This window comes from Paenibacillus profundus, assembly GCF_021369635.1.
Lineage (GTDB): Bacteria > Bacillota > Bacilli > Paenibacillales > Paenibacillaceae > Paenibacillus_B > Paenibacillus_B profundus.
On record NZ_JAJNBZ010000006.1, the window covers coordinates 215,840 to 238,667 of the forward strand.

Consider the following 22,828-nt stretch of genomic DNA (forward strand, 5'->3'; position numbering starts at 1 on the left):
TTTGTAAACAAAGAAAAGACTTGTATATTATTAGTGCAGCTGATTATTTACCCGCGTCTATCCCCCTAGCCATACTCGATCCACCAACACGCGGACACCGTCGGTGACTTCGGGATCATATATGCGTTTCATTTTGAACTCACTCATCATTATCCATCTTCCTCCCAGATATTTGTTTTTATTTGCTGGAAAACTTGTAGAAAAATCCGGCAGACTCGTCCGCCATAAACGCTGCCATTGACGAACATCCTGCTTAGATTCCGACTCCAGCAATTTTGCAAGGCTCGGCGAAGTGGCTGAAGCGCCATCCTTCGGTCTTCGCGGATTGAACAAAACACCTTCATTTTTGTAAAAAATGCGCAGGATTCGATCCTTTGTGCCTATCCTTTCTAGGGCAGTCCCAAATATGCAAAAGCCGCTCATCCCAATGTAAGGGATTGAGCGGCTTTTATTTAAATTCTCAACCATTCTTTTTCATATTCTACTACTACTCCATTCGAATCCACTTCTAGGCGAGCTGTATATCCGCTTTTGATTGACTTATAAATATACGTGTTATTATTAATTCGTTCGTATGATTGCTCAAGAGGCTGAATTTCTAAGTGCGGAAAACGAATCCAAGCTGCCGTAACCGTAGCCGACTCTCCTACCGCTAAATTTAGGCGCTTAATTGGCAATACATTAGTTGAAGGCGTTACGCCGATATCAATATCTTTAAGTCCCGATAGCTTTTGTATCTCGTTCCCGTTCAAAGTCCAGCGGTTGTTATTGTCCCGCAGCACTTGCAGCGTTTGACTGCTGTTTTCATTCTGGACGCTCAGAATCACTTCACTGGTGTTTCCCTCTTGATCGCACTTGACTGTATAGTCAATAAAAGACTTTTCATTGTTTTCGCCACTTATTACTTTGCCTTCTATAGTTAATGACGTTTCAAAGGAAATATTGCAGTACTCCATCCCAAAGCCGTTCAACCGCTTCCATATAACTGTTTGCTTCATCACTTCTCTTGCTCCTAAAATAGTTTTCTAAATGACAACGCTAATATGGCCACAACCTAAAGCTGTTTTCAACAAATTGTTCGTTTGTTCCACTTGATCGATTATATACAGTTCTTCCTTTACGGTCTCTCTACTTGTCGCTATATCGTCCATTTAAACTTAACTATCGCTCATTCATTTGTCAATAAAATGAAAACGCCGCCCGGCAACGGGCAGCGTCTCTTCATTAATTCGTAGCTGAAGCAGCCGCATTTGCAGAGGTATCTCCACCTGGGGCCTTATGCTTAACACCAACACCACCTTTGCTTTCCACGAATTTCTTGATTGAATCGGTCATACCATCCTTGAGTTTGCTGATAAGGTCATCCTCGCTGATACCTTTGGCTGTTGCAATATCAAGAATCGATTTATCAGCTTCCAGTTCAGTTCTCAGTTTTTCTTGAGTAATACCCAGAATTTGTGTCAACACTTCAGGGTTGCCGAATCCCATACCGCCATGACCGCCACGTTTTCCTTCACGTCCGCCAACAGGACCCGTACCTTCAATTTGCTTCGTCAGCCGCTCAGACAGACTAGACAAAATTTTGTCCGCTTGTTCCTGTGTCACCTTGCCTCCGGTCACCTCGGCGTTAATGGTTTCAGTCTCGGCAGCAATAAGCTTTTGCAGGTAGTCCTCTTTGCTTAACCCGCTCGCTTCGGCAACTTCCACTAACGTTTTGCCTTCTTTGAGACTAGCCGTGATGGAAGCTTCATCGACATTGAGTATCGTAGCCGTTTCTTTTACCACATTGCCATGACGCCCGCCTTTTTCGCCGAAGCCGCCGCGTCCTTTGCCATCCTGCGCATTCCGGTCTGCTTTCAGTTGTTGAACGGAGGTGCTGTTAGTTGCATCCGATGCTGACTCGGCGAGCGCATAATTTTGAACAGCTCCGACTCCGAGAACAAAAGCCGCGATCATTGTGCCTGTAGCAATTTTTTTGCTAATTGGTTTCATAGTTGTCTTCCACCTTTTCGGTTTATTTTTGTTTCCTGCTTACAACACCAAGTTTAGGCTCCTTACCTGAATTGCACATTAGAATAAACTGAATGTTAGCTGAGCATATTCTGAGAAATGACTGAAAATAAAAGATGATTTAACGATGGAGAAGTATAAAGAAGGAGCAACTAACAATATCAAGTCAATTGGAGGCGTTTCCTGCATTGGATTTTTGAAATGTCGATTCTTTATGAATAGTATTACGAAGGTGTTTCCAAACAACAAAAGGAAAGCCGCGGCATTTTCAGCCGCGGCTTCGTTCATTAATGCGATTCGGCAGGATTTAGGCTGCCGTTGGCGCCTTTATCGTACGAGTTAATTTCAAAGGTAATAATTTTATCGTAGATAATGACATCTTTTCGTTGCTTGAACGGACCTTTATTGTTGCCGTGCTTATCGATAGAGAACGTGATTGGCCCCGTTCCAGCGGCACGACCTTCATACCAACTGATGAAAGCACTCACTTCCGTCATAGATAAGTCGTATTCTTTGTCCGCCCCGTTTACCAGCGTAATCCGGAGCAGAGCCCGTTCTCCCGGTGTTCCCGGTTCACCAGGTTCCGGGCCCGGATTGTCTCCGGCCTTCGGCATGACGGCAACTTCGTTCGAATTCGCGCTCTCCCCTGCTTCGTGCAAAGCCGTCACGACATAATAATAAATCTTCCCGTTAACGACATTGGTATCGATATATGAATAAGTGCTCGAAGTAACGGTCGCAATTGTCGTATAGGAACCGCCTGTGGTATCGGAACGTTTCACATTGTATCCGGTTGCAGCATGTACCATATTCCAACTCAACATCGCTCTCGCATCCCCTGCAGTTCCAGTCAAAAGAATGTTCTCTGCAGGTGGCTCAGCAGTTACTTTGCCAAATACGTTCCACTCCGCCACCGTCGAAAAGGAGCCTGTCGTCTTCAGTACCACCGTTGCCACGTCTGCAATAGGTGCAGGCAGCGATTCGACACTGTCGTTGGTGACTGGCTTATAGGAAAGCAGTAAATTGTGGTTCGCGTCGTAAAACTCGACCACTGCATCATGGCCGGTATACTTATTGACAATGACGCCTGATATTTCTGCCGGTGCGGAGAACGTGTGCCAGACGATCTTATTTCTATTCACCTCATATGCAGTCGACGGATTGTTGTCTGTCAGCAGCCGCACATTTTCCGTCGGATTAGCCAAAGACGCTCCGGCTTTCAACGTAAGCCCGTCCAGCAACCCGCCCGTATATTTGGTGGCATCCGGCTTAATGCTCCTCTCGCCAGAATGGCCGCTCTCTCCTGCTTCGTTGACGGCGCTTACGACATAGTAATACATAACGCCGTTGCTTACGGCCTTGTCCGTATAAGCCGTGCCCTTCACATTGGGAGCCAGCAAAGCGTACGGTCCGCCGGGTGACGTTGCCCGCTTGACATGGTACGCTTTCGCCCCCGTCGAGCCCCATTCGAGCGTTACCGTCTTATCGCCGGCTTGGATCCAATTGATGGTTGGTACAGAAGGCGCGACCGAAGGTGTAGTGAATACGTTCCACTCTGCAACCGTGGAGAAGGAGCCTGACGTCTTCAGTACTACCGTCGTCACATTACTGACCGGATTGGGCAGCGATTCTACGCCGTCATTGACCACAGGCTTGTGGGTAAGCAGCAAATTGTTGTTCGCATCGTAAAACTCGATCATTGCTTCATGGCCGGTGTACTTATTAACAATGACGGCTGAAATTTCCGTCGGCGCGGAGAACGTGTGCCAGACGAACTTGCTTCGATTCACCTCATATGCAGTCGACGGATTGTTGTCTGTCAGCAGCCGCACGTTTTCCGTCGGATTAGCTAAAGACGCTCCCGCTTTCAACGTAAGCCCGTCCAGCAGCCCGCCCGTATATTTGGTGGCATCCGGCTTAATGCTCCTCTCGCCAGAATGGCTGCTCTCTCCTGCTTCGTTGACGGCGCTTACAACATAGTAATACATAACGCCGTTGCTTACGGCCTTGTCCGTATAAGCCGTGCCCTTCATATTGGAAGCTAGCAAAGCGTACGGTCCGCCGGGTGACGTTGCCCGCTTGACATGATACGCTTTCGCCCCCGTCGAGCCCCATTCGAGCGTTACCGTCTTATCGCCGGCTTGGATCCAATTGATCGTTGGTACAGAAGGCGCGACCGAAGGTGTAGTGAATACGTTCCACTCTGCAACCGTGGAGAAGGAGCCTGACGTCTTCAGTACCACCGTCGTCACATTACTGACCGGATCGGGCAGCGATTCTACGCCGTCATTGACCACAGGCTTGTAGGTAAGCAGTAAATTATGGTTTGCATCGTAAAACTCGATTAATGCTTCGTGGCCGGTATACTTATTAACAATGACGGCTGAAATTTCCGTCGGCGTGGAGAACGTGTGCCAGACGAGCTTGCTTCGATTCACCTCATATAAAGTCGCTGGATTGTTGTCTGTCAGCTGCGTCACCGCATTGCCTACCGGCTGTCCTATGGCGCTTCCCGTTGGCAGCGCGACTCCGTCCAGCAGGCCGCCCGAATATTTGCTTGCCGCGGCGTTCGCGGGCGCGGCGTGCATCAAGCTTGCGATCAACGTCAACAATAAGCACAACCAACCGAATTTGTTTAACCTCATCTTATCTCCTCCTAGAATATAAAACGAAAGTTATAATATGTAATTACAAATCCAGTATATAACATAATCTTCATTTATACTACTATAGTCTTATATCAAATTATTTAAATAGGTATTTTGAACTCTATTAAAGTTGATTTTTGAGTAATTCCAGGAAAAAACGGAACAAACAGCAATCTACACACGATGTGGGAAATACGAACACACTACAAAAACGTACTTTTCAATTTCACTTAGAACAATTATTTTCTATTACTGGGTCAGTAATCGCAATAATAGTTTACATAATATATATTATGACAAATGCACACACTAATTAGTTTACTGGTCTGTCCTAAGCTATACTACATTCATGATGCAAGCTCCTGCAGCATAAGAATAGAACACCGCGATCCATACTTATTTAACCGATGGAGGGTTCCCTATGCCCAAGTCTGTCAAACAGCTGATTAACGAGATCGACCTCTGGAAGGATGCGTACCATATCCGTTACGAGCCTTTACAAGGAGGCTGCACGAACGATACGTACAAAGTGCCCCTGCAACGAGAACAGTTCAAAGATAACCCCGCCAAGCACCGTCCACGAGAGAAAGAAAGGAAGAAAGATACTCGTCTGCACCGTCTTCATAAACCATTTAAGCCGCAGCTCGTTCAACAGCAGCGCCAAAATGAGCGGGATAATAAGACCGAACACGATCTTCAATATGGCAATAACGAGTGTATTCCACAGCACTTGATAGAAATCAGGGAGATTGAATACGTACGTGAAGTTGTCCCAGCCTACGAACTTCGACTTGAAAAAGCCGAGTATCGGCTCGAATTTCTGAAATGCCATGACGAGACCGAACATCGGTCCATAGCTGTATATGAGCGTTACGATGACCCCAGGAATGAGCATCAGGTGCAGAGGCCATTCTCGCCGCATCTCTTTCATACTGTAAACGATGATTTCATCCTATGATGCCTCCTATACGGTCACGATTGCTCGTATTACTCGGTTACAGTGTGGAGTTGTTCTCCACCCATTTGTTGATTTCAGCTGTAATTTGCTCCCCGCCAAGCTTCTTCCAGCTTGGGAAGTCCCTTCATGAGCGCCGTCACGTCCGCCAGATCAGACTGTGATTGCACGACGATTCGCGATGCATCATCAATCATAAATACACCTGCTCTTTGATACGAGCCTGTAATTTGCGATATCGTCTCCGCCAGCTTCTCTTTTGACAGCTCCAAATATGAAACGATGCTGCCTCGGTTCCCTGTCATGATGAACAAGATGCGATCGTTCCACGCATAGATTGGCTGCTCTCCAGCTTGCTCGATTAAGGCTTGAACCATGTTGTGTTCCGGGTTCGGCAGCTTGCTCGTCCCCATTTCGGTGGAAAGGGTATGCTTGTAGGACTTGATGTAAGTGCCCGCATTCACCACATAATCGCTTGCATTTTGTATCGTCGTCAGACTCTCATGGATGCGGTTGACTAAAGCGACTTCTTCGTAGCCTGATATATTGCCTGCATAGAATGCAAGACTTTGCAGATCGGAGTTGTGGATGAGCTGCAATTGCAAATTGCGGATAAAAGAGATTTGTTCATTCAATTGGTTCGTATAAAAGGAAACATTTTTCGCCAAAGAACGCTCGGCTTCATCGCGAAGATGGTTCATGCTTGTCCAATTAAAGACGAGACTTATACCGTAGATGGGCATGACGAGGATGAGAAACACGATGATCATCTTTTGATACACATACATAGGAGTTCGTTTGCGCCATACTTTCATGCCATTTGCACCTGCCCCCAATCATCAACAAAAAAAGCGGTGTTATTTCCGGTCGACAACACCGTAAACGCCGCTTCTTTGTTTCCGATTATACATGGGACTGCCCAAATGTAAACTGATTTTTATTTAATCGCACTTATAGAGGTTGTTCAAAAAGTCCGCTTTTGATCACGAAGTCACTCAGGAAGTAACTCGGCATCGAATCTTGCATTCACTCTCGAACAGCGTATGCTTTCGAAGTATGTTTCCTGCGGAAACATTTCAGCTGCTCATGTAGTCCCGTCTACACTGCGCTGCTCCTTACAAGTTTTGCAAAGCAAAACTCGCTTCGGAAGCATACGCTTCGAGTTCCTGCAACCTTCTCGGTGCTGAAAACCGACCTTTTTGAACACGCACTTATATTTAACTACATTAATATTCAAATACTTTAATATGTAATCAGTTTTTTTCCTATTTTAAAATATAAAGGGATGGTTGATAATAAAATCACTCCTACACATATCGTACCCACTATAAAATTTGTTACTGTTATCGTATTTGTATCAAAACCAGCTTTTAAAATTAATAGATTCGTAGGAATAATGACACCTATTCCTGTCAACAATCCAGGTGAATAACACCGTTCAATAATCGTCGAAATCAAATGAGGGAAAATAATATTAAATATCATTGAACCCAAAAACCCGAAGTAAGCATACTTCAATATCACATTCGAAGGATAAAAAATATATAAAACGGTTATCAAATACGCTAATGCAGTAACTACAAATAATCCGAATAAAAACTGATCCTGTTTAACAGGGGCATGCATTTTTACTTTAGTTGCTTTTAATGACTGTCGTATTAACCAAACGGCTTCTTCTAAATTATGTATAGTGATTGCAAACAGAAACAAAATAAGAATGGAGCTGCTCATTTTTTGTCCCCCATTTCAATATATCTTGTTGTAACCATTCGTTCCCTCACTTCAAGCCGTTCACTATAAAGCGGGTCGTATAAGCGGCTACAGCCTCTACACTTTCCTCTTTGCCTTGCATATCCGCCGACTCGAATATGTCATCTATAGATGGAGCTATTCTAGTAAAAATCAACGAACCGATGATAAAGTGCAACGTATGTTTCATTGATTCAAAGTCAAAGCAGCCTTTTTCCCTTCCTGCTTCCAAAATACGGCGAAGCTGCATCCATAGCGCGAACAAGTATCGCTGCAGCTTTTCCATTCTGGGACTCTGCATGATGATTTCCTGCTGCAGCAAGTTGATAAGCTCCGGCTCCGCCATACGCAAGCGCACGAACTCGCCGATAAAGGCGCGCAAATCCTTCTCGGGATTTTCCAATTCGTATTCGGTATTCAAAAAGTCTGGTGCGAATGCATCAAACAAGGCATAGAATACATTCTCTTTGCCCCCGAAATGATACGACACCAGCGCCAACGCCACTCCAGCCTCGTCGCAAATTTGCCGCACGGTCGTTCCCTCGAAGCCTTTGCGGGCAAACAACACCTTCGCTGCATCCAAAATTTTCATTTTTACATCTTTTTCATCCTGTTTCATTGAAGCCCTCCTGACCTTATCTTCTCTTAGATCCAAGCAGCATAGGAGTATATTTTTTGAACAATTGTTTTGAACGATTGTTCAAATTGAACATGCTTAAACAATACTCCTGCCTTGCCGCTTTGTCAATACGATTTATACAGGAGCTCTAATGTGCTGCCGCTGTCATCATCCCCATTCAAGTTCGGGTGGCCAATATGGCAAGGGCGGATACCATCAGCATGTAATCGGTATGAAATTATCAAGCTCTGAATGAGGATGCGCCGCGCCCAGAGAGCGGTGATTATAGCGCTCAAAGTCATAGGTATAGGCTAACTCATAGCCTGATTGGGCCAACCAAGTGCCATAAATATATTGGTACATGAACGGGAGCCCTGCGGAAGGGCCGATATGTCGAAATACAGCGTACTGGCCAGGCAGCACAACGGCTTCCTTTAGTTCGGAGCCATTTTCCTTCACTTTATGAAATTTTGCGAAACGAACAAAGCAGCCTAGATACGTCTCTATAATGACAACGTATTTAGACTGCTATTATGATGCATGTCAATTTTCCGCCGTTCTTCTATTTGTTCGTTCTTTTTAGTTTTCTTTGCCTATAGATAAGCACAATAAATGCAACCGTTAAAAGTTTTGACTGAGTGCTTGTATCCACAGAGCCAAATAAAGAATAATAATATGACATCAGAAGTCCAATGGACGCTATTCCTAAGAGAACATAATTCCTTACTGCGGGGCTTTTCCTAAATAAGAACGCAACCCCAAATACAATGATTAGACTGTAAACCAGTAGAAAGGACAACATAATTAATGATGTTCCAACAATACCAATGCTCATTGCCTCTCCCTCCGTTATCTTTTTCTTGATTGTATCATAAAACATCCGCAATTGTTATTATATCCCAACACAGAACCTGACCTTCGATTTTTTCGATTAAGTAGTCAATAATGTTAATAATTCATCAAAAGAAAAAAGGAACCGTCTGCTCAATGTCATTTAGTTAAGCTCAAAGACAAAACTTGGAATAAAAATGAAATCCGAAACGGCATGGGAAAAAGCCCTGTGCCGTTTGTTTTTTGGTGCAGGCAAGGAAAAAAGCGTACAGCCCTGTCGCTAGTCTTATTTTATTGAAAACACTTCAATCATTCACCGCATTAATATGATATAATATAGGTAATAATAGTGCGGGAGTGTGGATATGTTGCGAAAAACGGGTTACGAAGGACGTTCACAAATCTCCATGGTCTCCTTGGATGAGCTTGTACCTAAGGATCATTTGGTCCGCAAAATCAAATACGCCATCGACTTTAGCTTCATCTACGACTTGGTTCGAGATGTCTACTGTAAAGATAACGGCCGCCCTAGCATCGATCCGGTTGTTCTTACGAAGATTGCGCTCATTCAATGCCTTTTTGGTATTCGCTCCATGCGTCAGACGATTAAAGAAATTGAAACCAATGTGGCGTACCGTTGGTTTATTGGATATGACTTCAGTCAGCCCATTCCTCATTTCTCGACGCTGGGCAAGAATTATGTGCGCCGTTTTCGGGATACTGGACTGTTTGAGGGGATTTTTAATCACATCCTCGAAGAAGCTGTTCGTCATGGTTTCATTGAGCCTGACGTGCTCTTTAAAGCTAGCGCGAACAAAAACAAATATGTAAAAGAGATCGTTCAGGAGCAGAGTCGAGAATACCAGGACCAGCTTGATGAAGAGATCAATAAGGATCGAGTTGCACATGGAAAAAAACCATTTGAAAAAAAGTCGGAAGTAACGCAGAAGGAGGTGAAAGTTAGCACGACTGACCCGGAGTGGTTTGTTCGTGAAGGGCGAGAAAGAGCGTGTTTTCGCCTACAGCTTCCACACCGCGTGTGATCGAAACGGGTTTGTACTCGGGGTCAAAGTAACGCCTGGAAATGTCCACGACAGCCAAGTCTTTGAAGATGTCCTGAACGAGGTTACTCGCGTAGTTCCGGCTCCGCGAGCGGTTGCCGCGGATGCGGGTTACAAGACGCCAGCCATCTGCAAGACTCTGCATGAACAAGAGATTCGTCCCGTCCTGCCGTAATACACGTCCCCATACTAAAGATGGCTTCTTTAAAAAGCATGAGAACGTTTACGATGAGCACTATGACTGCTACCTATGTCCGGCAAATGCGGTACTGTCTTACGAAACAACGAACCGTGACGGTTATAAAATGTATCGCTCAAATCCGACAATCTGGCAAGCCTGTCCTTTCCGGACACAATGTACAGAGAGTAAAGATGCAGTGAAGCGTATCAGTCGACATGTTTGGGCTGAATATGTTAAAGAGGCGGATCACCTCCGCCATACAGAAGAAAACAAACAGATTTATGCGGAGCGAAAAGAGACGATAGAACGCGTTTTTGCTGACTTAAAGGAGAAGCATGGTATGCGGTGGACGACCTTACGAGGATTAAAAAGAGTCTCCATGCAAGCGATGCTTGTTTTTGCTGCCATGAACCTCAAAAAAATGGCGACCTGGCTCTGGAAAACCGGTCGCCCATCTGATAAATTCAATTTCGTATTTGAAATATGGATAAAAAACATAAAGAACTCCCGCGTCTGCAGTATTTCGCGGGAGTTTGTCTTCAATCTGAAGCGGATGGAATATCCGCTTAAAAAAATGTCCATATGAACGGAATTATGCTACTCTGTAGACGAAGCTAACAGCTGATCTCCAGCGGATTTTGCGCGTATTCTTCTGCCCTGGGCGAATGGGTCGAATCGGCAAAATGTTTTTGCGAATCAGCGCTTCAACATCGGGCGGGGGTTCATCGCCCCTTGAGCGCAGGAAATGTCTGAAAACGTGAACGGCGACCGTGAAGTTGACTTAGTATGGGTACCGTGTATCCATTTGGGAAATGACGACGTGTGAGGTTATCATTTCAGCGAAATTGTACATGATCATTCTTGCGAAAATCTCTTGGGTGATGGACTCTTGCTTCTTTGCGTGAAAATTCATCAGACCGACGGTGTATTTTAATGCCCTGAAAGAGGTTTCAATGCCCCACCGCATGCTGTAAATGGACTTGATTTCATCGGGTGGGAAATCAGCGGCAGAAAGATTCGTAACGACGGTTTCATAAGCGCCATTCGGCAGGACGAAACGAACAACCCGAAAGGAAATCGGATAAAACAAGTTCCCATGCAAATCCAAAAAATCAAATGTAGAAGTGGAAGGGACGAACCTGTAAATCTCGGGATGAGCCTTGACCTCTTTGGTTTGTTTTTTTGGTGAGTGTCAGATAAATGTCCATATCAAATTTCTCCGCTAGCAGGCAAACGCAAGCCCGAAAGAATACCATTGGAATCCAAATCCTTTACCCGTATGACGTAGTTCCACCCTTTGTGTTCAAATGCAGAAGGTTATAGCCTTTGGTGTTCGGTTGACTTTGAAAATAGGTGTCCGTATCCACAGAGTCAGTTGCGATATGCAAATCTGAATCGTCAACAGCAAGTAATCGATACCCTCGGTAGTGCTTGATATCCGTATACGATTGCGTAAATTCGTGAAACAAGAATTCCACAGCTGACGGCAGGATTTTATTTCTCTGTTGGACAAAAGCAGAAGTGGTTGCGGTGTTTACGTCATAGCCCTGCGATTCCAAGAGTTCCTTATATATGCTGTTGCCCCCCATTGAAATCAAGAGTTGCATAACCGTTTCAAAGGGCAGCTTCTTCTTTCGGGTAAAATCCTTTTCAGGGTTTTTGACATAAGGTGCCGGTGCGGCTGACATTTCTCGTATTAGGGATGTCAGCGTTTTTTTAGCGAATTTGCGTACTCATCCATTGGCGTAACCTCCTCGTTTTTTCAAGGGGCTTCGCCACACACTTCCACCTACTTGTCAAGTCCTTTTTTTCGTGCAAAAAAAAGAGCGAGCTATCTTTTTGATAACCTGCTCTTATTCTTGATTTTCGGCCCTGCGCCTTAACTAAATGACATTGCCCTTTCGGGGTCTTTTTTGTTTTTTTTGTGGTGCACACTGTGCATCACTGGCCAGCGTACCAGGAACGCATAGCAGCTGCACATTGATTGTACCACGCGTTAGTCTAAAACTTTATTTTTTCTGACAACGGGACTGCATGACTAACAGATACAAAACTTCTTAGCGTGGGTTTTATGTCGGCGGTACCCCTTCACTCGCTTCTTCTATATAAATCAATTATTTTTTTTGCATATCCAATAGATAAACCATACTTAGTTCTGACTCTTTTTATTGATTCTACTTCTGATTCTCCCTTTAAATCCTTTTCAATAAAAGATTTAACTTCACTGTTATTTCTATATGACTCATATAGTGCTTCCTCTAATGAGTTCAACTTCTTATAATTATAAAAATTGGTAATGACAGAAAAAATAAGTGCTAATAGCAAGAATATTATTAAATAAATTGAGTTGTCCATAAGGCTCCTCCTATTTTCCTCAAAATTAAGTAAGAATAGAGCACTTGTGGAGCAAATTGTGGGAAAAGATCTCCCCCAGCTTGGTCCAAAGTGCTCTTAATTGTGAAGACTATAAATTTATCCTAAATCAAAAGCAAGCTTTGCTAACAGCTGTGATTCCTGCCAATTCAGCAACCAAATCTTTAGCAGCTGATCCTAAAGCTTTCCATTTCTCACTTGCAAACGAAGCTCCCCAAATTGTTTTAGCCGCTTCAACAACGCCACCCAAACTTTTAACTAATTTGCCTATTTTCACAATCTTAGCGATTGGTATGGCAGTGGTCACAACTAAACCCGCAATAGCTATTCCACATTCCCAAGCTCCAGCAGTTTCGTACAACTCTTCATAATTGTCGGAATCTGTCACTCTTACTTGGCTACCTATACTTATAAAATAATTATTAATAGTCGATGCATCATTTGAATTCAAGACTTCATCTGGAATATTGTATATATCATTTAGAATACGTTGAAAAGAATCCTGAGAAACGCTTTGGTATTTTTCCATCTCAGGATCTTGGATTTCAGCTGCAGAAGCAACCGACCCTGGAGAAAGACCTAAGGTAACAAACATAGAAAATACAACCAAAGAAATTAAACCCTTAGCCCACTTGTTATTCGTGGCAATCTTCATGTTTTGTAACGCTCCTTTTCTTTTAAATTTTTTTCACATTTTTATAGTATCACATAGCATCATATATTCATACTATATATTTCCGTTTCGACAAAACATTTCAATATTATACAATATTTATGAATGAAGGAGTATGGGTATTGATGGTCTAATAGAATAGACAACTGAGTTCAGTGGGGCCGCAGCGAAGCCTTTCGCAAGGGAGGTGATAGCCGCGACATTCTTGTTAGGTGTCCAGTTGCGGTTGAGAAGACCCCGTCAGCATCGCAGCTGGCGTGTATGCTTTGTATCAAGCGATTCAAGCAGCGTATAACAAGCGAAAAAACCACCAAGATTAGGTTGGCATCCTGATCGGTGGCTTTTCGCTGTAATGTGAATATGCTCGCCGTGGTTGCCCACCGGCTCTTTGTTAAAGGGGCTACGATCTGGCAGGATCGTAGTCTCTTTTTTAGTGTATCCAGAAGCCGAACAATGTAGTCCAATTGGGACGTTGTTATATATCTCTTCTGTTCCCAGTATACCATTACCATTCGCTCGTTAGCAAATACGCTAATAGGTGAACGGATCTGCATGAGAAATGTGAAAAAGGAAAATGTTTGCGGTAACCACTGAAATTTGGATTATTCCTTCTTGACTAATGGTAGATTTAGCTATATGTTTCTAATATGTGTATGGTATTGCCACCAAGAGTCACGCCCCTTGTAATACACAAGTTTAACCATATGGAGGCCGATTATATGGTGCGAAAAAATGCGCCCTACAAGGCAATGTCATTAAGTTAAGGCGCGGAAACCATAATCAAGCACAAGAGCAGGTTATCGAAAAGATAGCCCGCTCTTTTTTTGTTTCAAAAGAAAATCAAGACTTAACAGGTAGATGGATATGTGTGGCGAAGATCCTTGAAACACGAGGAGGCCACGTCCATGAATGAGTACGCGAATTCGCTAAAAGAAACGCTGACATCCCTCATACGAGAAATGGCAGCCGCACCAGCACCTTATGTCAAAAACCCTGAAAAAGATTTTACCCGAAAGAAAAAGCTGCCCTTTGAAACGGTTATGCAACTCCTGATCTCCATGGGGGCAACAGCATATATAAGGAACTCCTGGAATCCCAAGGTTATAACGTAAACACCGCAACCACTTCCTCTTTTGTCCAGAAGAGGAATAAAATCCTTCCATCTGCTGTCGAATTCTTGTTTCACGCATTTACGCAATCGTATACGGATGTCAAGGACTACCGGGGGTATCGATTACTTGCCGTTGACGGTTCGGATTTGCATATTGCAACCGACTCTGCGGACACGGACACCTATTTTCAAAGTCAACCGACACGAAAGGCTATAACCTTCTGCATTTGAACGCTCCCTATGACTTGTGCAACAGACTGTACGTGGATGCCATTGTTCAACCACGAAGGTTGTGCAACGAGGGAAGGGCGCTGGCTGCTATGGTTGACCGTTCTCCCATAAAGGGCAAAACCATGGTTATTGCCGATAGAGGTTATGAAGTTACAACAATTTCGCGCATCTTGAACGCAAAGGGTGGAACTATGTCATGCGGGTAAAGGATTTGGATTCCAATGGTATTCTTTCGGGCTTGCGTTTGCCTGCTAGCGGAGAGTTTGATAGGGACGTTCATCTGACACTCACCAAAAAACAAACCAAAGAGGTCAAGGCTAATCCCGAGATTTACAAGTTCGTTCCTTCCACGTCTACATTTGATTTTTTGGATTTGCATGAGAACTTGTTTTACCCGATTTCCTTTCGGGTTGTTCGTTTCGCCCTGCCTCATGGCGCTTATGAGACCGTCATTACGAATCTTTCTGCCGCTGATTTCCCACCCGATGAAATCAAGTCGATTTATAACAGGCGATGGGGCATTGAAACCTCTTTCAGGGCATTAAAGTACACTGTCGGTCTGACGAATTTTCACGCAAAGAGACGAGAGTCCATCACCCAAGAGATTTTCGCAAGAATGATCATGTACAATTTCGCTGAAATGATGACCTCACACGTCGTCATTTCCCAAATGGATAAACGGCACCCATACCAAGTCAACTTCACGGTTGCCGTTCACGTTTGTAGACATTTCCTGCGCTCACGGCACAATGAACCCCCGCCCGATGTTGAAGCGCTGATTCGCAAAAACATTTTGCCGATTCGACCCATTCGCCCAGGGCAGCAGAATACACGCAAAATACGCTACAAATCAGTTGTTAGCTTCGTCTATAGAGTAGCATAATTCGTTTCATATGAACACTTTTTTAAGCGGATCTTCCCTCCGCTTTATTTGCTGTACGCTTTTTTCCTTGCTTGGATACAAAAAAAGAAACGGCACAGGGTCTTTTCCCATGCCGTTTCAGATTCCTATGTTTTCGGCTCTTGTCTTTGAGCTAAACTTAATGACATTGCCCGTCTGCTGGCCCTTTTTGTTTACTTCTTCAACTAAAAGCACCTATTTCAACAAAAATCACTAACATTTTATAAACAATCCTTCTAATGGTTCCCAAGGATGTACTTCATACTCAACCTTTTCTTCTAACACAGCAGGGTCATTTTTAGCAACTTCAATGAGGTTTACCATCTATCCACGCTTTACCCCTTGAATATATAATTACGGCTTTCATTGACTAATCCCCTCCTTTTTTGTGAAACAATTCACACAAAGTGTAACATACCATTCCATTTTATGGGTAATTTTTTGTTTGTTTTAATGTTCCAATCCTTTTTCAATTGGCATGTCCGCGCTCTCTAGTCCGATAGGTGAAGAAGGCAAAAAGACCGCCCTTCTTGATTAGGAAACGGTCAATTCTCCACCCATCTTACGACTTGCTCATTTATTCCAATATTTCAATAATAGCGAAAGCGTGCTGCTGAAATCCCAAAAATCTAAAATGACCGGCGGACACGGGAATTCGTCCTCGTCATCCTCCGCTCGTTCACTGCTACGTCCCGCCATGAGCCGCTGCATAATATCGATTGCCATCTCCGGCGTCACCTGATGATAGAACGTCCCTTCAGGCTCTATTCTGACGGCGCATCCTTGAATATTAGTTCGCGAACAAGGGATTTCTTGTATCCGTACCTCATGTATACAACCAAGGTTATATGCTTCTTGTATAAGGGTATGCTTGACCTGCTGGCTGCTCCTTCTGCTTGCGCCATTCATTCCGTAATAGACGAACACGGAATGAATCATTGAAGGGAATCCCGGTAAACGTTGACTCATCTCTACCCCTCCTCATTGAGAAATATTATCATTCTCATTGAGGGGTGTCTGCCCCTGGACGGATTATTTTAACCTGAACAAGGAATGTTTCAATATTTCGTGCTTTGAATATATAAATATTCGCCGACACCTTTTGAGATCAGCATGATCAATGAACTGATGACGCTCAAGATAAGCGTCAGTGTGAGAACAATCCAATACATAGATGGAATGTTCATGCGAATACTTATTTGATACGTAAAAAATAGATAGGCAATCATCCCTGCTTGGAAAAAGCTCATACATACAAATAGCCACTTTGCCCATTCTTTTCCCATATATAGCAATACACAAATGACAATCGTATTAATCGAACCGATGACGGATTGCGGCGAAGCTCCATACTTGAAGTTCAGATAAATAAAGATAGTCAACAGGAGACAATTCGAAAAGATGATTGTTCTCAATACGCTCTTCCCGCGTTGCGCTTGCCTGTTCATTCTCCCAAAATAATCTTCGCTTGGGGATGTTTCATTCGTCAACGCTGCTCCCCTCCTCAATAGACCATCTATATCGCAAACGGGACACACCTAGTCCGCAACGACTACAAGTTAAAAATCAAAAATCACCACCTATTGTTAGGTGGTGAACAAAAAGGGCATTATGATGGATTGCTATGCATATTCAGTAGTGCTTCAATGTCAATCCCGTTAATCTTCAAGCCCGAAATGTTGCAGTTCCGAAGCTCGACATTCACTAGTTGGCAGTTGTCAAAGGTGCTATTGTTCAAATGACACATCTCAAATCGAACCGGCCGCTGCTCGGCACCAGGTTCATAAGCGGGGTGTCCTTCTCGAGGCATGCCGATGTTGTGAATGTAAGCTCCCCCGATTTGCGCGCCGTCAATTTCCAAGTCGCTTAAATTGGCATCCATAATTTTGGTGCCTGCCAATGTCACGTTGTCAAGGGTAAGATTCTCCGCTGCGACATTCGTGAAGCTGGACCCAGACACGCATGCGTTGTCAGCTACAATTTGTTGCACGGCATTATTAATATGGAGCTGTGTACCGGTTGAAGATTCCAATGATTCTTCCTCCCTAAATGGTTGATTTATCCTCCAGTCACCAATAGATTAATACAAGCCACACCATTTGTATAGATGTATTTCTTATGTTAATTGGGGGATAAAGGAAGCATAATCATAAACGCAGCCCCTTTGCCTGCCTCGCTCTCCACGTGTATGATCCCGCCATGTGACTCTACAATCGATTTGGAGATGGACAGCCCTAGTCCTGCTCCTCCGTTCTTCCGCGTACGGGAATAATCTTTCCGATAGAAACGATCGAACACATAAGAGATATGCTTGTCGTCGATGCCGATCCCGTTATCCTTCACCGTGAGCTGTACCGTATCACTTGTTCGTGTTAGCGCCAGCGTAATGATCCCCGATTCTGGCTCTGTATGCTGTACGGCATTGTAGAACAGATTGAGAATAACCTGCTTCATCTTGTCGGTATCGAACCGGCACATCACATGATCGGATAGTTCGAATTCAACATGTCGGCTGCCAGCTAATAAACGCAGCTGTGGCTCCATGTCTTGAATCAACTTATCCAATGCGCCTTCCGTCAGTGCAATGTCAGGTGTCCGATCAAGCTTGGCGAGCAGCAGCAAATCCCGTACCAGATGATTAAGACGCTCTGATTCACCATACATGCTGTGCAATGCTTTTTCAAGCTGCTCGGGCTGTTGGGATGCGCCGCGCAGCAACACCTCCAAGAAGCCATGGATCGAGGTCAGCGGAGTCCGAAGCTCATGAGACGCGTCTGCTACGAATTGACGCATCTGTTCTTTCGCTTCCTTCTCCGCTTCAAATGACGCCCGCAGCCGCTCCAGCATGCGATTGAACGATACCGCTAGCCGATCGATTTCTTGTTGACCCTGAATCGTATTGAACCGTTCATCCAGATTGCCCGCATTGACGTTCTCCACGGCATGTACCATGTTCGACAACGGATGCAGCGTTCTTTTTAGCACAGGCAAAAAGGTCAATAATCCAGCTAGCAGCGCGAACACTGCAAGCACGATAAAAATGAGCAGCTGTCGTCCCAGCTCGTCTTTCATCGGGCCCGTACCCGCACTAATCTGTACGATTCCTTTCACCATCCCACTTATCTGAATGGGGTGCAGCACCACGATTTGCTCCTCACCTTCAGCATTGCGGACCACTTGATACCCCAGCCCTTCCCTTCGCGGGGCAGGATTCGATTGCAGCAAACTGTTATATTCCTCATCTGATAGACGCGGAGCCGCTCCCGCGCTCTTCCATTCTGACAGAACGGAGTAGCTGCCGTTCTTATCGATGAACGCGATCGAGACTCCCGGCATAAATACAACGGGAGGCGTTCCTCCATCCTGACTCCATCCGCGGCCTGCCTTCCAGCCTCCCCGATACCCTTTATTAGGAACAGGCACGCCGGCCTGCCGCCACGTTTCCGGAGGAATGGACATAGCCTGATTCCGCAGACTTTCCGCCTTGTTTTGATACGTAAATTGACGCATGAACACATATTGGAACAATCCGATCAGAACGAGCAGAACAGCCAAAATGAGCAGCGATCTTGACAGTAGCTGCCAACGCAATGAGCCGAACAGTTGGCGTCTCTTGCTCCCATCCTTGCTTAACCGGATCATGTAAGATCCACCCGATACCCGACGCCCCGTAGCGTTCGAATCAAGCGATGCTCGCGATCGTGCAATTTCTCCCGCAGCGAACGGATATAGACTTCCACGATATTCTCGTCACCACCGAAGTCGTACCCCCACACCTTGTCCAAAATAACCAACTTGCTCACCACAAGCCCGTGATTGCTCAGCATAAACTTTAACAGCTCATACTCGGTTGGCGATAGCTCCAACACACGGTTGTCCATGCTGATTTCCTTGCGTCGATCATCGATGCGAAATGGCCCGAGGTTGACCTCACCTACAAGATGCGGAAATTGGTTCCGGATTCTTGCATGGATGCGGGCCAACAGCTCTGCGAAGCTGAACGGCTTCACCATGTAATCGTCCGCTCCGAGCGTAAGACCTCTAATGCGATCGTCGACTTCATCTCTGGCTGTCAGCATGATGACTGCCACTTGATCCATCTTTTTGAGCATACCGCATACTTCAAAGCCGTCCATCCCTGGCATCATGACGTCCAGAATGACGACATGGGGTTGAAATTCTTTCATCAGCGTAATGGCCGCGATTCCATCTTGACTCGTCCTTACCTCGAACCCTTCGTTCACAAGCCCAAGCTCCAGAAATTGCAATATATTCGGTTCGTCATCCACAAGCAATACTTTAATTCCCTTCAACTGCTGCATAAGTATCCTCCGCCCCCGATGTCTAGTGGCACCATTATACAACACCGATATGAAAAAAACCTGAGCGCAAGCTGAAAGCCGCCTGAATGACAGAATCAGCTCAAATAAAGGAGCATGCCGTTTTTTTCCCGAGCCGCAGCGATGTAATAATTCTGATTATTCGATCCCAACAATATTCGTCCCCTTCATAACCACGCAGCAAAATTTGATCATTGGATGTCGTCTTTGCTCACCACTGTTCCTATAAACACGACGCTGGCGTGACCATATCCCTCGCTGCATCCTGCATTGGATTTCGTACAGTAGAACAGCAGCGTACACCTCTTTACAACGGGTTTCATTGGAGTTTATCCAATGCTTTGGCACTCATTCAGCAGCATTTGCTGAGGCATGTCCAAATCCACTGCACAAAGTACAGTCAATTGCCATTTAGCCGCCCAATCCGTACATTCTGCTGTATATATTCCAATGGGGCTTGCTCGATCGTCGAAGGTTACCGCTTCACCAAGCATCAAGACGTCATAACGAAAAGGCCTCCCCTTTAAAGGGAAGGCTTGCGAAATGGAGGAGTTATATTTAATCATTATATGCTTCCACATCCGATTGCATAACATCCATGAGCCATTCCTCAAGGCTGAAAAAGGCTTGTTCTTGGCCAGATCGGTTCCAACTCCCTGTCCCCGCTCCAAGTTAAAAAAATGAACTTGGACATAGATACAAGATTCGAATACTATCATTTCCTGCTATACGAGGAGACGAAGCAACACCACCACACGATGGTATACAAATAGCCACACACTACATAAATTGCCCATAATGAGCCTAGGAACAACTGGTTAACCAAGTATTCCAGTTCTGTCATGCCTTCGCTTCTTCCGAGCGAATTCAAGAAAAAAACAATGAAGCCGCTGATGAGAACGGCGACATGAATCCACGACATCAGCGTTAATCGCCTTCTGCATATACTATACACGCTTGCCGCTAAACTGATGCCTAAAATTGTGTAGCTCAACGCCCATACCCACGCTGCATTTGTGGCCCACATTAGACCCTTCCTCCTGTTTATTCAAAGTTTCACTACAATTGAGCATTCTAACGCCACGTAAGTTGCTATAATGTCTTTCCAGGTTCGATTCTCTCAAGCAGGGTATACGGCTTCGTCTCCCATACTTCGTATGGAATGTAGCGGCCCTGCATGGCGTCCAAGATTCGTGATTTAAAATGGGGCCGCTTCACAAAATCATCAATATTCGCTTCGGATAATTCGATAAAGCGCGCTGCCTTTATTTCACTGTCCTGCTTGACGATATCGCCGCGGACATGGTGTGCACGGAAGACGACGGCTACGATGTGCCTCGGCACATCCGACATTGCAATTCCCCCCTCATAGATGATGTTAAAAAACGGCCACTTTAAACACGATATGCATTATTCTGGCTTTACGCTTTCAATAGCCGCGAAGAAAACGTCCAAAAGCTCTTTATCGAACTCTGCTCTCACATACTCACCTATCTGATCCAATTCTGCATCCGTTCCATATTCTAAAACCGGGCGCCCTTCGCACTTCAATACGGTACAATTGAACTTCTCTTGTACTTGCTCGATGACAAAATCCTGATCCACTAACGTCATTGGTCCCTTCACAGCAGCCTACCCCTTTATTTTCTTATTCTAGCAATCTTTCCAGCATTCATGTTCAACATTTCTTCGACTTCGATGCGAACTAATGAGTTAGGCGATCCACCGCCTGTATAGATACATTCCAACTCGGTTACTTTAGGGTCGATCAAAAACAATGCATCATATCCAAAGGAGGGCACTCCACCTGCAGGATAGCCTGTTCTCTCCAGCACCTCCGCTTCTTCAGCCAGCCTCGGTCGATCGATGTCGAGCGCTTTGCTTACTCTCGAAGTGCTTGCCCGGTCCTTTCCATGTACGATCGCAACAATTAATCTGTCTGCGTTATCTATCATGCAAATGTTTTTGACGAACTGATCTTCCGATCCGTTTACAGCAATAGCCGCGTCTTTCACCGAGTGACAAGACTGCTCCAACACCAAATGCTCGGCATTCAGTTGATTCGCAGCAATAAACTCAATCATTTTTCGTTCAAACTTGTACATATTTATTTGACCTTTCTTTAACTGGAATTCATGTTCTCTAAGACCTCGCTGCCTCAGTCCTCGCTGCTTTTCGTTTTTTCATTATATATTCCATCCATTACCCTCCGCCGCAAAAAACTGATGTTGCGATGTTCCTGCCCGCTGATTAGTCTTCAATCCAGAGCTTTTTCCATAGATAGCGCTAACAGCTTTGTGGCATAGCCTTTGCGTCGCTCAGACGGTCGAATACCATTGTAATGTCAGACTGACTAATTGCAAATTGTCCACAATAACACATCCCTATAATTCTCTGGTTCATCATTGCATATTCTGTATACTCTCTAAATCACCTATATTAATTACCGTTACCTCAGCGTCACAGGCAAAATCGATAAAGTATAGACTTTTCTTATCCCCCGTCTTCAAAGCGGGATCATTGAAATCTACCGTTTCTAATTCATTTCCGTTCTTCTTTACGATATACGTTATTCTTGTAGCACCATAGGAATCAGAAAGATTAGCATGCTTCTCACCATAATTAGCCAGAAGTTGTTCTAATGAATCTCCTAAACCAATTTCTCTATACGTTTGAAATCGATTCGATTGATTATCATTAATGGATAGGAAAAATTGGACCACGACATCATCTCGATAAGCGATGCGCAATCCGCCATATTGGTACAGGTTAAACTGGATTTTGTCCTCTTTGCCGTACAGCTCCGTAATTTCTTGTTTAGTCATGCCTATATGTAACAAGTCTCCCGTTTTGGTGTCTATAATTTGAAGGTCGTCGCTTGTATATTGGTATGCTTGAATGCAGTCTAGTTTGTCTGTTCAATCGAATTCTCCTCAAGCATCACTCCGGTTACTTCATCCTCTTAACAGCTCTGTTTTTCGCCTTGAGTATCATATCCGTATTCTCATCATCCCAAAATCGAATCAGATGGTCTTCCGCAAAACACTTGGAATATACTTTCGCATACGCTATCTCAAAGTTTACCAGCTGCCTTAACACAGTATGTCCTCTTTTCAATTATAACAATTTTTTCTTCATAAATAGA

25 protein-coding genes and 3 pseudogenes are annotated in these 22,828 nt (G+C 44.5%); 3 read left to right on the forward strand and 25 right to left on the reverse strand.

The window, feature by feature from the left end; translation table 11 throughout:
• Positions 1-57: 57 nt before the first annotated feature.
• The 9 genes from LQV63_RS10995 to LQV63_RS11035 all read right to left on the reverse strand — a co-directional run bounded on the left by LQV63_RS10995 (position 58) and on the right by LQV63_RS11035 (position 8,440).
• Positions 58-468 (reverse strand): DUF488 family protein, encoded by a 411-nt coding sequence (locus tag LQV63_RS10995; protein ID WP_233696744.1) that lies wholly within the window; start codon positions 466-468, stop codon positions 58-60.
• Positions 453-998 carry a putative glycolipid-binding domain-containing protein gene (locus LQV63_RS11000; RefSeq protein ID WP_233696781.1) on the reverse strand — a complete coding sequence of 182 codons (546 nt, stop codon included), beginning with the start codon at positions 996-998 and terminating at the stop codon, positions 453-455. The genes LQV63_RS10995 and LQV63_RS11000 overlap by 16 nt, the downstream gene beginning before the upstream one ends.
• A 226-nt stretch (positions 999-1,224) precedes the next feature.
• Positions 1,225-1,992 (reverse strand): hypothetical protein, encoded by a 768-nt coding sequence (locus tag LQV63_RS11005; RefSeq protein WP_233696745.1) that lies wholly within the window; start codon positions 1,990-1,992, stop codon positions 1,225-1,227.
• Between the two features lie 305 nt (positions 1,993-2,297).
• Positions 2,298-4,655, reverse strand: coding sequence for a fibronectin type III domain-containing protein (locus tag LQV63_RS11010; protein WP_233696746.1), 2,358 nt, complete (start codon positions 4,653-4,655; stop codon positions 2,298-2,300).
• Between the two features lie 499 nt (positions 4,656-5,154).
• Positions 5,155-5,580, reverse strand: a complete 426-nt coding sequence (locus LQV63_RS11015; RefSeq protein WP_233696747.1) for a hypothetical protein — start codon at positions 5,578-5,580, stop codon at positions 5,155-5,157.
• Between the two features lie 110 nt (positions 5,581-5,690).
• Positions 5,691-6,428: a hypothetical protein gene (locus LQV63_RS11020; protein WP_233696748.1), complete on the reverse strand. Its 738-nt coding sequence runs from the start codon at positions 6,426-6,428 to the stop codon at positions 5,691-5,693.
• Between the two features lie 427 nt (positions 6,429-6,855).
• Positions 6,856-7,344, reverse strand: a complete 489-nt coding sequence (locus tag LQV63_RS11025) for an HXXEE domain-containing protein (RefSeq protein WP_019420503.1) — start codon at positions 7,342-7,344, stop codon at positions 6,856-6,858.
• Between the two features lie 46 nt (positions 7,345-7,390).
• Positions 7,391-7,981 (reverse strand): TetR/AcrR family transcriptional regulator, encoded by a 591-nt coding sequence (locus LQV63_RS11030; RefSeq protein ID WP_233696749.1) that lies wholly within the window; start codon positions 7,979-7,981, stop codon positions 7,391-7,393.
• Between the two features lie 216 nt (positions 7,982-8,197).
• A complete protein-coding gene (locus LQV63_RS11035) occupies positions 8,198-8,440 on the reverse strand; it encodes a GyrI-like domain-containing protein (protein ID WP_233696750.1) in 243 nt (80 codons plus the stop codon).
• Positions 8,441-9,177: 737 nt separating this feature from the next.
• Here LQV63_RS11035 and LQV63_RS11040 point away from each other — a divergent pair.
• A pseudogene (locus LQV63_RS11040) lies at positions 9,178-10,640 on the forward strand (IS1182 family transposase).
• A 195-nt stretch (positions 10,641-10,835) separates the two neighbouring features.
• Here LQV63_RS11040 and LQV63_RS32045 read toward each other — a convergent pair.
• The 4 genes from LQV63_RS32045 to LQV63_RS11055 form a co-directional block, all read right to left on the reverse strand.
• Positions 10,836-11,201, reverse strand: coding sequence for a transposase (locus tag LQV63_RS32045; RefSeq protein ID WP_407672913.1), 366 nt, complete (start codon positions 11,199-11,201; stop codon positions 10,836-10,838).
• A 124-nt stretch (positions 11,202-11,325) separates the two neighbouring features.
• A complete protein-coding gene (locus tag LQV63_RS11045; protein ID WP_233696751.1) occupies positions 11,326-11,742 on the reverse strand; it encodes a hypothetical protein in 417 nt (138 codons plus the stop codon).
• Positions 11,743-12,142: 400 nt separating this feature from the next.
• Positions 12,143-12,409 carry a hypothetical protein gene (locus LQV63_RS11050; RefSeq protein ID WP_233696752.1) on the reverse strand — a complete coding sequence of 89 codons (267 nt, stop codon included), beginning with the start codon at positions 12,407-12,409 and terminating at the stop codon, positions 12,143-12,145.
• Between the two features lie 127 nt (positions 12,410-12,536).
• The gene (locus LQV63_RS11055; protein ID WP_233696753.1) at positions 12,537-13,082 is read right to left on the reverse strand and encodes a hypothetical protein; all 546 of its coding nucleotides are present in this window, start codon (positions 13,080-13,082) and stop codon (positions 12,537-12,539) included.
• Between the two features lie 923 nt (positions 13,083-14,005).
• Between LQV63_RS11055 and LQV63_RS11060 the strand changes: the two genes are divergently transcribed.
• Both LQV63_RS11060 and LQV63_RS11065 read left to right on the forward strand, forming a co-directional pair.
• Complete coding sequence (locus LQV63_RS11060; protein ID WP_233696754.1) at positions 14,006-14,212, forward strand: hypothetical protein; 207 nt, start codon at positions 14,006-14,008, stop codon at positions 14,210-14,212.
• Between the two features lie 396 nt (positions 14,213-14,608).
• Positions 14,609-15,325, forward strand: a pseudogene (locus tag LQV63_RS11065) (transposase); the annotation flags it as partial.
• A gap of 591 nt (positions 15,326-15,916) precedes the next feature.
• Here LQV63_RS11065 and LQV63_RS11070 read toward each other — a convergent pair.
• The 12 genes and pseudogenes from LQV63_RS11070 to LQV63_RS11125 form a co-directional block, all read right to left on the reverse strand.
• Positions 15,917-16,312, reverse strand: a complete 396-nt coding sequence (locus LQV63_RS11070; protein ID WP_019420507.1) for a (2Fe-2S) ferredoxin domain-containing protein — start codon at positions 16,310-16,312, stop codon at positions 15,917-15,919.
• An 89-nt stretch (positions 16,313-16,401) separates the two neighbouring features.
• Entirely contained in the window at positions 16,402-16,833 is a 432-nt protein-coding gene (locus tag LQV63_RS11075) for a hypothetical protein (protein WP_233696756.1), read from the reverse strand.
• A 119-nt stretch (positions 16,834-16,952) separates the two neighbouring features.
• Entirely contained in the window at positions 16,953-17,375 is a 423-nt protein-coding gene (locus LQV63_RS11080; protein WP_019420509.1) for a pentapeptide repeat-containing protein, read from the reverse strand.
• Between the two features lie 89 nt (positions 17,376-17,464).
• Positions 17,465-18,985, reverse strand: coding sequence for a sensor histidine kinase (locus LQV63_RS11085; RefSeq protein ID WP_233696757.1), 1,521 nt, complete (start codon positions 18,983-18,985; stop codon positions 17,465-17,467).
• On the reverse strand, positions 18,982-19,665 hold the full coding sequence (locus LQV63_RS11090) for a response regulator transcription factor (protein ID WP_019420511.1): 684 nt from the start codon (positions 19,663-19,665) through the stop codon (positions 18,982-18,984). Before LQV63_RS11090 ends, LQV63_RS11085 begins: the two co-directional genes overlap by 4 nt.
• A 347-nt stretch (positions 19,666-20,012) precedes the next feature.
• A complete protein-coding gene (locus LQV63_RS11095) occupies positions 20,013-20,249 on the reverse strand; it encodes a hypothetical protein (protein WP_233696758.1) in 237 nt (78 codons plus the stop codon).
• Positions 20,250-20,398: 149 nt separating this feature from the next.
• Positions 20,399-20,710: a hypothetical protein gene (locus LQV63_RS11100; RefSeq protein WP_019420513.1), complete on the reverse strand. Its 312-nt coding sequence runs from the start codon at positions 20,708-20,710 to the stop codon at positions 20,399-20,401.
• Between the two features lie 65 nt (positions 20,711-20,775).
• The gene (locus tag LQV63_RS11105; protein ID WP_233696759.1) at positions 20,776-21,036 is read right to left on the reverse strand and encodes a hypothetical protein; all 261 of its coding nucleotides are present in this window, start codon (positions 21,034-21,036) and stop codon (positions 20,776-20,778) included.
• Between the two features lie 57 nt (positions 21,037-21,093).
• Entirely contained in the window at positions 21,094-21,309 is a 216-nt protein-coding gene (locus LQV63_RS11110) for a hypothetical protein (RefSeq protein WP_019420515.1), read from the reverse strand.
• A 14-nt stretch (positions 21,310-21,323) separates the two neighbouring features.
• Positions 21,324-21,788 (reverse strand): aminoacyl-tRNA deacylase, encoded by a 465-nt coding sequence (locus tag LQV63_RS11115; RefSeq protein WP_233696760.1) that lies wholly within the window; start codon positions 21,786-21,788, stop codon positions 21,324-21,326.
• 161 nt (positions 21,789-21,949) lie between these two features.
• Positions 21,950-22,018 (reverse strand): annotated as a pseudogene (locus tag LQV63_RS11120) (GNAT family N-acetyltransferase); the annotation flags it as partial.
• Positions 22,019-22,085: 67 nt separating this feature from the next.
• A complete protein-coding gene (locus LQV63_RS11125) occupies positions 22,086-22,508 on the reverse strand; it encodes a hypothetical protein (protein WP_233696761.1) in 423 nt (140 codons plus the stop codon).
• Positions 22,509-22,828: the final 320 nt, after the last annotated feature.

Bases quoted from the DNA above. Each gene is read 5' to 3' on its own strand.
- LQV63_RS10995 (WP_233696744.1), bottom strand. From the start codon at position 468: ATGGTTGAGAATTTAAATAAAAGCCGCTCAATCCCTTACATTGGGATG.
- LQV63_RS11000 (WP_233696781.1), bottom strand. From the start codon at position 998: ATGAAGCAAACAGTTATATGGAAGCGGTTGAACGGCTTTGGGATGGAG.
- LQV63_RS11005 (WP_233696745.1), bottom strand. From the start codon at position 1,992: ATGAAACCAATTAGCAAAAAAATTGCTACAGGCACAATGATCGCGGCT.
- LQV63_RS11010 (WP_233696746.1), bottom strand. From the start codon at position 4,655: ATGAGGTTAAACAAATTCGGTTGGTTGTGCTTATTGTTGACGTTGATC.
- LQV63_RS11015 (WP_233696747.1), bottom strand. From the start codon at position 5,580: ATGCGGCGAGAATGGCCTCTGCACCTGATGCTCATTCCTGGGGTCATC.
- LQV63_RS11020 (WP_233696748.1), bottom strand. From the start codon at position 6,428: ATGAAAGTATGGCGCAAACGAACTCCTATGTATGTGTATCAAAAGATG.
- LQV63_RS11025 (WP_019420503.1), bottom strand. From the start codon at position 7,344: ATGAGCAGCTCCATTCTTATTTTGTTTCTGTTTGCAATCACTATACAT.
- LQV63_RS11030 (WP_233696749.1), bottom strand. From the start codon at position 7,981: ATGAAACAGGATGAAAAAGATGTAAAAATGAAAATTTTGGATGCAGCG.
- LQV63_RS11045 (WP_233696751.1), bottom strand. From the start codon at position 11,742: ATGTCAGCCGCACCGGCACCTTATGTCAAAAACCCTGAAAAGGATTTT.
- LQV63_RS11050 (WP_233696752.1), bottom strand. From the start codon at position 12,409: ATGGACAACTCAATTTATTTAATAATATTCTTGCTATTAGCACTTATT.
- LQV63_RS11055 (WP_233696753.1), bottom strand. From the start codon at position 13,082: ATGAAGATTGCCACGAATAACAAGTGGGCTAAGGGTTTAATTTCTTTG.
- LQV63_RS11060 (WP_233696754.1), top strand. From the start codon at position 14,006: ATGAATGAGTACGCGAATTCGCTAAAAGAAACGCTGACATCCCTCATA.
- LQV63_RS11070 (WP_019420507.1), bottom strand. From the start codon at position 16,312: ATGAGTCAACGTTTACCGGGATTCCCTTCAATGATTCATTCCGTGTTC.
- LQV63_RS11085 (WP_233696757.1), bottom strand. From the start codon at position 18,985: ATGATCCGGTTAAGCAAGGATGGGAGCAAGAGACGCCAACTGTTCGGC.
- LQV63_RS11090 (WP_019420511.1), bottom strand. From the start codon at position 19,665: ATGCAGCAGTTGAAGGGAATTAAAGTATTGCTTGTGGATGACGAACCG.
- LQV63_RS11095 (WP_233696758.1), bottom strand. From the start codon at position 20,249: ATGATTAAATATAACTCCTCCATTTCGCAAGCCTTCCCTTTAAAGGGG.
- LQV63_RS11100 (WP_019420513.1), bottom strand. From the start codon at position 20,710: ATGTGGGCCACAAATGCAGCGTGGGTATGGGCGTTGAGCTACACAATT.
- LQV63_RS11105 (WP_233696759.1), bottom strand. From the start codon at position 21,036: ATGTCGGATGTGCCGAGGCACATCGTAGCCGTCGTCTTCCGTGCACAC.
- LQV63_RS11115 (WP_233696760.1), bottom strand. From the start codon at position 21,788: ATGTACAAGTTTGAACGAAAAATGATTGAGTTTATTGCTGCGAATCAA.
- LQV63_RS11125 (WP_233696761.1), bottom strand. From the start codon at position 22,508: ATGACTAAACAAGAAATTACGGAGCTGTACGGCAAAGAGGACAAAATC.